At 42.7% G+C, this 11,456-nt stretch carries 8 protein-coding genes; 2 read left to right on the top strand and 6 right to left on the bottom strand.

The genetic code is table 11. From position 1 onward, the window contains the following. The first annotated feature begins 6 nt into the window (after positions 1–6). Entirely contained in the window at positions 7–1,686 is a 1,680-nt protein-coding gene (locus MMU07_RS15530) for a RagB/SusD family nutrient uptake outer membrane protein (RefSeq protein ID WP_241126939.1), read from the top strand. A gap of 326 nt (positions 1,687–2,012) precedes the next feature. Here MMU07_RS15530 and MMU07_RS15525 read toward each other — a convergent pair whose 3' ends face one another. Then, on the bottom strand, positions 2,013–3,905 hold the full coding sequence (locus tag MMU07_RS15525) for a metallophosphoesterase (protein WP_241126936.1): 1,893 nt from the start codon (positions 3,903–3,905) through the stop codon (positions 2,013–2,015). Beyond that, entirely contained in the window at positions 3,902–4,969 is a 1,068-nt protein-coding gene (locus MMU07_RS15520; protein ID WP_241126935.1) for a phosphatidylinositol-specific phospholipase C1-like protein, read from the bottom strand. The genes MMU07_RS15525 and MMU07_RS15520 overlap by 4 nt, the downstream gene beginning before the upstream one ends. A 439-nt stretch (positions 4,970–5,408) precedes the next feature. Between MMU07_RS15520 and MMU07_RS15515 the strand changes: the two genes are divergently transcribed. Then, positions 5,409–7,247, top strand: a complete 1,839-nt coding sequence (locus tag MMU07_RS15515) for an alkaline phosphatase (RefSeq protein WP_241126933.1) — start codon at positions 5,409–5,411, stop codon at positions 7,245–7,247. Positions 7,248–7,268: 21 nt separating this feature from the next. Here the strand turns inward: MMU07_RS15515 and MMU07_RS15510 are convergent, their stop codons facing one another. The 4 genes from MMU07_RS15510 to MMU07_RS15495 all read right to left on the bottom strand — a co-directional run bounded on the left by MMU07_RS15510 (position 7,269) and on the right by MMU07_RS15495 (position 11,453). Then, positions 7,269–8,147, bottom strand: a complete 879-nt coding sequence (locus MMU07_RS15510) for a sugar phosphate isomerase/epimerase family protein (RefSeq protein ID WP_241126931.1) — start codon at positions 8,145–8,147, stop codon at positions 7,269–7,271. 121 nt (positions 8,148–8,268) lie between these two features. Continuing rightward, the gene (locus MMU07_RS15505) at positions 8,269–8,742 is read right to left on the bottom strand and encodes a cupin domain-containing protein (RefSeq protein WP_241126929.1); all 474 of its coding nucleotides are present in this window, start codon (positions 8,740–8,742) and stop codon (positions 8,269–8,271) included. Positions 8,743–8,809: 67 nt separating this feature from the next. Beyond that, positions 8,810–9,997: a sialidase family protein gene (locus MMU07_RS15500; RefSeq protein WP_241126928.1), complete on the bottom strand. Its 1,188-nt coding sequence runs from the start codon at positions 9,995–9,997 to the stop codon at positions 8,810–8,812. Beyond that, positions 9,981–11,453: a sulfatase family protein gene (locus MMU07_RS15495; protein ID WP_241126926.1), complete on the bottom strand. Its 1,473-nt coding sequence runs from the start codon at positions 11,451–11,453 to the stop codon at positions 9,981–9,983. The genes MMU07_RS15500 and MMU07_RS15495 overlap by 17 nt, the downstream gene beginning before the upstream one ends. Positions 11,454–11,456: the final 3 nt, after the last annotated feature.

The following is an 11,456-nucleotide window of genomic DNA, read 5'->3' as shown; positions in this document are numbered from 1 at the left end:
TTGAATATGAAAAAGTCAATCATTTTCCTTTTTACGCTCATCATGGTCTTTTTGGGAAGCTGTACCGACCTTCAGGAAGACATATTAGACGAAACATCAGTTACAGGGCTTTCCCAAAACGAAATCGTTGAAGGAAACATTGCCGCAGCTTATGCTGTTTTCCCCAATCTTTTCAACCATGTCAATTATTTCAACCTTCAGGAAATCTCCACTGATGAGGCTATACTTCCATTCAGGGGTGGAACCGATTGGGGTGACAATGGGATATTTGTGGGAATGCATACCCATAATTTTATAACTACCGATCCAAGAATCCGCGATACTTGGAACCAGATCATGCGAGGAATATCCAGATGTGTATCTGCTATTGATGCCATTCCAAGAACCAACGAGCCCAATGTCGAGGCCTTTGTAGCCGAAATGAGAGCATTGAAAGCTTATTACTCTCTGCTAAGTCTTGACCTGTATGGTTTGGTCTTTGTCAAAGAAGATCCAAACGAAAGGTCGGTGGTAGTAAGGGGTGCTGATGCTTTTAACTACATTGAGTCAGAACTTCTTTATGCCGAAAACCTGGTTCCTTCCAGCATTGGACCAGGCCGGGTGTCAAAAGAAGCCATACAGGGCCTTTTGGCAAGATTGTATCTCAACGCTGCTGTATACAAAGACAGATATGCTGCTCAGTTTAACTTCCAGCAGACCGACATGACCAAAGTGATAGAATACTGTGACAAGGTAATTAACTCTGGAAAATTTCGTCTCTCTGCGGATTATTTTGATATGTTTGATGATGAAAACCATACCAATCCTGAATTGATCTTTGTCTATGACCAAAGAGCAGAATTAAATGGCCACAACAGGCTTGCATATTTTTCACTTTCAGGTGACCAGTTTCCTTTAGCAAATTTCCCTAATGCAAATGGGACAGATGGCCCTGGTATGACCTCGGATTTTTATGATACTTGGACTTCTGCTTATGGAGATGTAGATCCAGCCAAAGCCGACCCTCGTTTCTTTGAAGAAAACCTAATCATCCCTGCAGACTCTTGTATGAGTGGCCCAAGCTTCAAGATGAATAGGGGTATCCTAAGAGGTCAACAGTACGGATTTATTAGAAATCCAAATGGATTCCAAAGATGTGATGATGGTGTAAACTTTAGAATCGGTAAACTTTCCAGCCGTACAAGGGCTAGACCGGATCTACTTGTGAATTTTACCCGTGAAATTGATTATACTACTCAGGGAAGCTTGTACAGTACAGGTTATAGGGTTTTGAAGTATGAATTTGGGAAAAAATCATCCTCGGGAAGAAATCTTGGTGATGCAGACATTGTGTTGATCAGACTTGCAGACATGTACCTAATGAGAGCAGAAGCAAAATTGAGAGGAACCGGAGATAGGGCAGGTGCACTGGCAGATTTGAATGCGGTAAGAGCAGCCAGGACAGCCAGAATCACAGCTCCGCTTCTTTCAGAAATAAACCTTGATATCTTATTCCGAGAACGTGGATTTGAATTCTATTGGGAAATGCTCCGAAGAACTGACATGATCAGGTTTGGGAAATTTGAAGATCCATGGACTGAAAAAACTGACAGCGATCCATTAAAAAGGATATTCCCAATCCCTCAAACTGCCTTGGACGGAGCTTCCAACATTCCCGGATATCTTGAACAAAACCCTGGATATTAATTGATGAAATCAAATAAGATGAAGAAGCCGGTTGATATTCAATCGGCTTTTTTTTGCGTTTGGGGACAGGAAATCTATATAAATGAGATTTTTAAACATTCTTTATTATGATTGTCCGCAATGATACCAGTAGCCGAATATTATTTTGATTTACACCTCGACTTCGCTCGGTGCCCGATGGTTTTGTTTTCAGAGGAAGGGAGGGAAATGCGGCTGCGCCGCATTTCCCTCCCTTCCTAGTCATCATTCAATTTCCGGTGACCGAGCGAAGTCGAGGTCATTTTGTAAAATTGAGATAGTGGTAAGAAAGCGGATATACATATTCTTTACTTCCCTAAATCTAAGATCTTCCCTTCTTCAGGATAGATCAAAAAGTGATCAGAAGGATATGAATTCATCATTTTGCCCAAAATCCATAAGAAATCGATCAGCTGATTTTGGACTTTGAAATTACTTTTTGCTTTGGTCGTGAAGCTAAGTTCTGTTAGAATGGAATAGAATCTCAGTCGGTGTGAGGGAATGAGGTCATTACCCAATTGCCCGCCGTTTTTGATCAGGTAAAAATCCATCATCAAATTGGTGCCCTCTTTGTCAACCTGCAAACTGTCATTCCCAAAACCGATATTACCTCCCCTTTTCGCCATCATTTCACTTCTGCCAAGAGCATCAGCAGCCAAAAAAGTGTTTCCCTCCACATCATCCAACTGCGCCCAAAAAAGGATTTCTTCTTCCGTCAATCCCTCCAACAAAGAAGCCAAATCCGCTGGCCAATCCGAGGACAAAAACCTTAGGTGGATCAATTGCTTCAAATGGCCCAAGGTATATCCCAGGTATGATTTGGAAGAAAGTATGGATTTGTCCCAGATTTTACCGGTATTCAATCCAGAAAGGTGGTCATGCTCCATCCTGTAAACGTCAAAAAATTCATCAAACCTAGGTACTTCGTACAAGGGCACAGTAGTGATTTCCAATGCTTGGTCAGGTCTTTGGGAGACGATTTTATATGCCGGAGGAAATGCCGCAAGTGAAGGAACCTGTATGTTGATCAGGGATTTCCCTGATTGCGTCCAATGGATTCCTGTGTCATTGAGGTGCATGTGGCCTGCAAGGTGCACTCTGATTCCTGCTTCCGCGTATTGGTCAGAAACTTGATGGGTAGGTACCCTCACCAACTGGAATTTGTTTATGCCAAAAACTGAAGACATCTTTTCTGAAGTGCCGTCATGGAAATCCGCCAAGGGATAATGGCTGAATGAGAGGAGTGTTTTTCCACGCTTTTTGGCTTCGGCGGTGACATTTTTAATCCACTTGAGTTGGTGTTGTTTATGCTGTGCTGCGAGGTTAAACCCTATACCGGAGCCGCTCCAATCCCTTAATTCATTGTCCTCTCCATACCGGGGACCGTACACATTGCCATCGATAGCCAAAAGCCAAATCCCCTCCACCGGCTCCACCACATAGCTTGCGTCCGGCAAAAAATATCCTGAGTCGCCTACTTCATACAATCTATTTTTAACTTCCGAAAGCACCAATGCTTTTTCAAATTCATATCCTTCGTAATCGAGTTCCAAAAAAGGATGAGACCAAAAAATATCCTTTTTGTCAGGAAAGAAGCCAAATGATCCCAATTCTTTACAAATCTCATAATACCCCCAATAGTTGATTTGTTCTATCCTAGGGATACTATCCAAATAATTATTGCCATCAAAACCGGCTATTGTTTGAGGACGTCCTTGAGCTCCAATATAGTCCACATTACTTCCGACGCCTCCAAAAGGAGTCACAGGATCGTGGTTTCCGGTTGTGATAAAAAACCGCATCCCAAAATCCTCAGCGTACTGATCCAATATGGTTTTGAGCAATTTTACATTCATAGGCTGCCCATCATCTGAAAAGTCTCCGGGCAGCACCACATACTTGATATTTCTTTTCCTTAAATCCTCCAAAGCTTCCAAAAACGCAAAATAATTTTCATTAAAAAGTCGCGTGGAATTCATTTGACTGAGCATGGTTTTGAGGGTTGCCATTTTGCTGGTACCGGGATGGAGTACACCCTGAAAACTTGCTGCATCGAAGTCTCCATATACATCGTGAAGATGAATATCAGCCAAAAAAGCCACTTTAGGCTCAAGTCCGGATTGGGCCAGAAGAGGCGCCTGAGGCCAAGAATTCATCATTCCCACACTCAGAAGTAAGGAAATAAGTTTGGAGTAGTTCACTTTAAATTCAGAATAGGATTAGGTCGCTCAAAGATTTTGCCATCAAAACTCACTGTATAGTCAGATGGAAAGAGGGTCGAAGGAAGGTAGTAATCAGTAGAAATCACTTGTGCTCCTGAAGCTTTCGCTTTTTCAAATTTGATATAGTCTCCTGATCGTGCCTCTTTGGTATCAGAGTCTGCCCGGGTTCGGATGATATATCCTTTTCTCACCAAATCCCGAATGTAGGTTTCGTTGGCAACAGGATCATTGATGATTCTGAATCCGGCTTCAGGGTTTCCTTCTTTCAGATTGACGAAGAGTACAGCGTTTTTGAGTTCAGGCTTTTCGGTAAGGTAACGTCGGATTTTCTGCTCACTTTCATCCAGCACAAAAAGGAACTTGCCTCTTACAGCATGAATTTCCGGCCAGTTTCCTGCCAAAACTCCCTTTTCCAGCGACTCGAAATTACCACGAACTTGATCCGGAGTGATCAAATAATCCATTCCTAGGTAAGTCCTTACTTCCAAATCGATGCTGTCCAAAGCTGTCCCTGTAAATGAAAGCGGGCTGACCGTCATCGGAACTTGTCCGTCTTTTGCATTGATCAGCACAAATACGGGATGGTGATCAGGATTTTGGTCGCTCCAGTTTTTAAGTTCTAAAAGTGCATTTTTGAAAAGTAGGTGATGGGATTGCACATCCAAATCCTGAATGTGAAAAAGCTTCAACCCAGGTTCCAAGAGCTCCTTTTTGGAGTCAAAAACAGTTCCTTCCGGAAGCATGGCAAGCGACTTTGGTTTGGCATATTTTCCACCGATTGGATCATGAAATACATCCAATTCCAGATTACGAAGTCCCAGATCCAATTGCTCAGAAAGTGGCAGGTGCTCGTATTCCAAACTTTTCGCAGCAGCAGGATTTATTTTTTGTAAATAATCCAAAATCGGGGCAGGCATCGCACTTTTGTACGAGTTGTGGCTTCCGATAACTTGGGTTTGATTCAACCTGAGATTTTGTGCTTTGGATACAAAGACAAATGCCAAAAAGAATAAAACAAGCGTGATCAATCTTAACTTTTTCATCAATGCAATAAGTTTTGAATAGACAAGATGGGGCTTTTTAGAATTTTGACGAGGCTTGGAACATAAACTTATTGTTAACTTTCCTTTTGATATATAGCTTATGCGGCCAAATAAATTTCTGAATTCAAGCCTGAATCCGCTGTTTTGATATGAAATAAAAAGTCATTCCAAGTCCTTAACATTTTGAAATGTTCAAAAAGGGGCATGATGAAAAATTTTGCGTCATCTTGAATCCGAGGTACGAGGATGAAAGATCTCGAAATAAAAGAGACTCTTCGTTTTACTCAGAGTGACGGGCTGGGAAAATACATTTTTGCTAAGGAAACTTGATCACTAGTATTGTTATCTAAAAAGGTACTTTGGTTTATGTTTTTGTTAAATCACCCAATAAGGTGATCCATCAGGACAATCCGCTCAATTGCCCTGCTTACTTTTGAAGATGAAAAAAATACTTTTCCTCCTCCTCTCCTCGACTTTCTTGACCTTGCTTGCAGGTGGGCAGGAGCTCCCCACCTACAAACTCCACTCCCACAATGATTACCTGAGAACAGTGCCATTTTGGGATGCTTTTGGGGCAGGATGTGCATCGATCGAAGTGGATGTGATATTGAGTAATGGAGGTTTGATGGTTGCACACGAAGCAGAAAGTATCCGACCTGAACGTACTTTGATGTCCCTGTATCTACAACCTATCCAAAAGGCCAAAACACTTGGGATGATAGATGCCTTTGACTTTCATTTGTTGATTGATTGCAAAACTGAGGCTTATACTACCTTGGATCAAATCGTAAAAGATGCCTCCGAATTTGAAGCGTTGCTCTTTTCAGACCAAAATCCGACAGGCCTAAAGCTGATTATTTCTGGCAATCGGCCCAAACCCAAAGATTACAAAAACTTTCCGTCTTACGTATTTTTTGACTACCAAAACAAAGTGCTCACCCATGACCTCCCTTGGGAAAAAATCGGCATGGTCAGTCTGAGTTTTAGGCAATTTTCAGTCTGGAATGGCAAAGGCCGAATTGTCCAATCCGAAAGGGATTCATTGGAATCCTATATTTCCAAAGTACACGCTTTTGACAAGCCGGTCAGATTTTGGGCCTCTCCCGATAGCAAGTCAGCATGGAAAGCTTTTGCAGACCTTGGGATAGATTACATCAACACCGACCAACCTTATGAGGCAAATCAGTATCTCAAAAATCTGGAAAACAACATCTTTGTGGGTACAAAAATCCACGAGATCTATGAACCTGAATTCGACCATGATGGAAAAGAAAACAAAATTGACAGGGTTATTTTGATGATCGGAGACGGAAATGGATTGGCGCAGATTTCGGCTGGGATGTTTGCCAATGGAAACCAATTGAACCTCACGCAACTTAAAAACATTGGGCTGGTCAAAACCCAGGCAGCGGATGATTTTACCACCGATTCGGCAGCAGGTGCGACAGCCTATGCCACCGGACAAAAAACCAATAACCGGGCTTTGGGTAAAGGAACAGATGGAAAGGCACTTCAAAATATTACCGAAATCCTCGATTCTTATGGTTTCCATAGTGGAATCATCACTACGGACAACCTTACTGGGGCAACTCCCGCATCCTTTTATGCCCATCATGCCGAAAGAGACGACATAGATGAAATTGCCCGATTCCTGCCTCTCAGCAAACTCGAGCTTTTTATCGGAGGAGGCAAAAGGGATTTTACCCAATTTGGGACTGACAGGCTGAAGGAATTGGAAGAAAACGGCTTTTCCATGATGAAGAGTATAGGAGAAATCGCGAATTCCCTTGCGGACAAAGTGGGGTATTTTGCCTCAAATAGCGGGATGCCTACCATGGCCAAAGGCAGAGAAGATTACCTCCTGCAAAGCAGTAAAAACGCTATCAGCTTTTTGGAATCGAAAAAATCACCGTTTTTTCTGATGGTGGAAGCGGCGATGATTGACTCGGGCGGACATGCTAATAGCGGTAATACTGTTGTCACCGAATTATTGGACTTTGATGAGGCAGTGGGTTGGATGATCCAATATGTCGACCAAAACCCAAATACGCTTTTGATCATCACCGCGGACCACGAAACTGCCGGATTGAGTTTGCCACAGGGAAAAGTTTCTGAAAATGAAGTTGAAATGGCTTTTTACAGCGATGACCACACCGGGATTATGGTACCGATATTTACCTATGGGGCACATTCAGGGGAATTCAGAGGAGTGTATGAAAACACCGAAGTATTCCACAAAATCATGGCCTTGATCAACCAATACCATCAAGCAAAATAATCTTACTTAAAACCAAAAAAATTACCATTGCTTTTTTATCGTTTCAATGGCTTTGGCCGCCTGATTTCCCATGTTTTCCCATCGACTTTCCAAAGAGACCGAACCCTCATAACCCGACAATTTCAAAGCCTGATAATACAAACTTAAATCTTCTCCATGTGTTCCGGGAACAGCCCTTCCCTCTTTCTCTGCCACATGGACATGCTTGATGAGATGGCCGTAATTCAGGATGCTTTCGGGTCCTTCGCCCTCCATTTTCATGTGGTAGATGTCCGCTAGCAACCTGTAATTGGGGTGGTTGACGGCTTTGACGATCTCCCCGGCTTCACTGAGGCTGTTGATAAAATTACATTCTTTGGTATTGAGTGATTCAAGCACAACAGTGATATCATACTTGGCGGCGATGGGTCCGAGGAGTTTTCCTAAAGCTATCATTTGCTTTGTAGCTTCTTCTTTCGAAAACCCATCAGGAACAGACCTTGAACCGCTGCTTCCAAAGACCACCAACTTACCTCCTGCTTTATTGGCACGGCGAAAAACAACCTCTGCATAGTCCAAAATATCTCCATGAACGGCATTGGGGCCCACACTTTTTAAGCTCCCCAGAAGGAAAATGATAAATGCCTCGATGGGTAAAGGAGATGATTTGGAAGCTTGCAAAATCAAGTCAAACTCTTCCTCACTTTTGGTCGGAACAAGAAAAGACTGCACATTTTCTTCGATAAAGGAGAACCCTGCTTTGGCTAAAACTTCCCCATCCTTATATCCGGCACAGGCGCCGATTTTTGGGAAAGGTGTGGTTTGAGAGAATGAGTCAAATACAAACACGCTATTGATAACCAATGCTATGAGAACAATGCCAAAAGTTTTCAATTTGAAGTAAGATATTTTCGGGATCATACAGCCTAGCTTTTTTTTATTGCTCAAAATTAAAGCGATTATAATTTGTCTTAAAAAATGAGCATTATCAATTTAATACCAAGAAATTATGTGGAAGGAGTGGATGACTTTTCATTTAATCTCATGTCAACCTTCCAATAATCTCCTTTGCTTCCGGCCATTTGGCTAGGAGTTCGTCTGCACTGTACAACCTAAAATCCCGAAAATCAAAGCCCGGAGCGACCATACAGGAAACAAGGGAATAAGAATCCGGCTGCTCAACTGTCGATCCGAAAATCACTCCCGGAGGAACCAATTGCTGAGGACGGTGGCCTTCATTATCAAGTGGGCCTACCAGGAGTTTTTCATAACCCTTTTCAGAAAGTATATGCACCGTAAGGGGACTGCCTTCATGGTAAAACCAAATCTCATCCCCTGCAATGCTGTGGAATTTGGAGATATTATCAGAAGTCATCAAAAAGTAAGTACAGGTTGCCAAAGAACGCTCAACACCTGCAGCTTCTAAATCTGATCGGTATGTTTCGGAATAATAGCCTCCCTCAGGATGTGCCTTGAGGTGTAACTTTTCTACCAATTCTTGGATTCGGGTATTCATGTTTTGGGGTTTTAAAATTTATAGCAATTATCAATTAGGCCAAATTTTGCCAGAAAGGACTTTAAATTCAATCCTTCCAGTTAATCTTTTTGAAAATAATTTTTGTGTAATTATCCTGCTCGTAAAGTACTCCTACAGTCTGATCATTCACCCTGACCAAATCACTGTAAGCAGTCCAAGCTTGCTTATTTGGATCATCGGTTCGGTCAATTACTATTGATTTTTCCCAGGTTTTCCCTTCGTCAAAACTGACCTTGAGCGTAAGGTTATTCCTATTTTTGGTATCTGAAGCATTGGAATGGGCCAAAATGGTTTTTCCATTTATTTCACCTAACGGAAGAATGGAACCTTGACAGACAGGATCGGGAAGCGCTTCTTCGAAATAGGCTTCATCCCAGGTTTTGCCGCCATCGGAGGAATAGGCCAAAATTCTGCTTCTGATATCGCCCCGTTGATTTCTGACGCTCATGATCATCCTGTCGCCTGAAAGTTCCGCGGCAATAGCCTCATTCGAACCGGGAATTTCTATGGACTCAGACAATTGGAATGTCTTGCCATGGTCATCCGAGAAAAATCCATGTGCCCGGTATTCCATAAAATCCTCCTGCGGCGGTCCTATTGAATGGTTGGCGGCGACGTAAATCCTGCCTTTGTATTTCCCTTTTTGAAACTGAAACGCATGCCCGGGCGTATTGGCGTAGTGCCTCCAATCTTCATTGGAATCATAGGCGGCATTGAATGCAGGATTGTTTGGTCGGTGAACTTGCCCTGTGATATTGACAGGCTCTTGCCAACTTCTTCCCAAGTCCAAAGATTTCATCATCCACACTTCCCTTACTCCCCTGTTCATGCGGATATCATATTCATGGTTGTTTCCGGTGTTGTAAAAAAGATAAACCACTCCATCAGGATAAGCAGGATCATGTAAATCCACCACAGGCGCGGGATTTCCTGCCTGCAATTTGTCATAATCCACCAGCATTTGGAGTGCTGACCAGGTCTTTCCTTCATCTTCACTCCTTTTCAATACCAGATTGACATCACCAAAATCATCAGAACCATTGACCCGGCCTTCGGCAAAAGCCAAAAAATCCCCGTTGGGTAAGTCAATAATAGCGGGGATTCTATAGATTTTGTGACCTTCTTTCCCTCCCTCAAAAACAATGGTTTCTTGAGAGAATACTTGACTCCAAATCCCAACAAATAGAAGGGATACAAATAGTCCTGTTCGGTTAGTTTTAATAATTTTTTTCAAAATAGCGCTTTAAAGTATAATCAGGCTGCCATTGGTCTGGTTGCCTTAAGATTGATTTATGATCGTATTCCATAGGCTTGATGACTTTGGCTGTTAATGCAGTGGTATCATTGGTTTCCTTTTGCCAAAGTTTCATCAGCTCCAAAAGTTCTTCTCTCTTTTCTATATAATCATCCTTATACGCCAGATTATTTAACTCCAGAGGATCTCTTTTCAAATTAAATAACTGTGTATAATCTCGCTCAGGGTAGCGGATCAGCTTCCATTCTCCTTCCCTAACAGCCCGAACCGTATTTCTGTATGCTGTAAAAAGTGACCCTCTGACTTGGGTTTCCTTTCCCTGAAGAATCGGAACCAAACTTTTGCCTGTGACTCCCTTGGGATTTGGCAATCCTGCAAGGTTAGACAAAGTAGGATATAAATCAAACAGATACGTAAGCGCATCAAATTCCTTTTCTTCGGGTACGCCGGGTCCTTTGATGATCAGGGGGACTTTGGTACTGTGCTCGTACAGGTTTTGCTTTCCAAGCAGGCCGTGGCTTCCGGCTGCCAGACCATTGTCAGCAGCATAGACGATGATCGTGTTATCGTATTGCCCATTTTCTTTCAAAACGGAAATAATTTTCCCGATCTGCTGATCCAAGTGGGTGATCAATCCATAATAGTCAGAGAGAATCATCTGAATCACTTCAGGCTTTCGTGGCCAGCCAGTCAGGTTTTCATCACGGACGTTCAATTGATCAAACTGAAAAGGGTGAAGTCCCATATAATTACCCGGAAGTGGCAGGCTTCCGTCAGGATAATAGTGGATAAATTTCGGGGCAGGCGAATAGGGATCGTGGGGGACTGTGAAGGCTACATAGCAAAAGAAAGGCTTCCCGGCATCGGTTTTTGAATGGTTTTGGATGAATTCAATGGCTCCCTCTGTAAAAACCTCCGTGGAAAATCCTTTGATTTGAGGATCTCCCAGTTTCCCGTTTTCATCAAAGTCCCTAAGCGCAATGGCATAATGGTCTGCCATACCGCCCAGATAGACATTTTTGGCTTGCTGAAAAGTTGCCTCAAAGGCCTCTTTTTCATTGTGCCATTTGCCGGTACCAAATGTTGTATAGCCTGCTTTTGAAAAATCCATCGGCATGGTATTGACCCCATTGAGCCGGTCATAAACTTGAAAAAGACTCTTTCCACTCAAGAGCATCGCCCGGCTTGGGGCGCAGATCGCACCGTGGTGTCCCCCCATTACATAGGCGTTGGTAAATCGACTTCCTTCCCTTGCCAATTGGTCAATGTTAGGAGTATGGATATAGGAATTGCCACTGATGCCAAGGGCATCCGCCCGCTGGTCATCTGCAAATAGAAAAAGGATATTCGGTTTTTTGGATTGAGGATATCCGGCCAATGATGTGGTTAATAATAAAATTAATACAAAAGATATCTTCGATTTGGTATATGGCATTTT

This window comes from Cognataquiflexum nitidum (assembly GCF_022538055.1).
Classification (GTDB): Bacteria; Bacteroidota; Bacteroidia; order Cytophagales; family Cyclobacteriaceae; genus Cognataquiflexum; species Cognataquiflexum nitidum.
The sequence above is the reverse complement of the archived record's forward strand: the minus strand, read 5'-3'. Positions and strand labels throughout refer to the sequence as shown.

Coding starts and splice junctions, on each gene's coding strand:
- MMU07_RS15530 (WP_241126939.1), top strand. CDS start 7: ATGAAAAAGTCAATCATTTTCCTTTTTACGCTCATCATGGTCTTTTTG.
- MMU07_RS15520 (WP_241126935.1), bottom strand. CDS start 4,969: ATGAAAAAGTTAAGATTGATCACGCTTGTTTTATTCTTTTTGGCATTT.
- MMU07_RS15515 (WP_241126933.1), top strand. CDS start 5,409: ATGAAAAAAATACTTTTCCTCCTCCTCTCCTCGACTTTCTTGACCTTG.
- MMU07_RS15510 (WP_241126931.1), bottom strand. CDS start 8,147: ATGATCCCGAAAATATCTTACTTCAAATTGAAAACTTTTGGCATTGTT.
- MMU07_RS15505 (WP_241126929.1), bottom strand. CDS start 8,742: ATGAATACCCGAATCCAAGAATTGGTAGAAAAGTTACACCTCAAGGCA.
- MMU07_RS15495 (WP_241126926.1), bottom strand. CDS start 11,453: ATGCCATATACCAAATCGAAGATATCTTTTGTATTAATTTTATTATTA.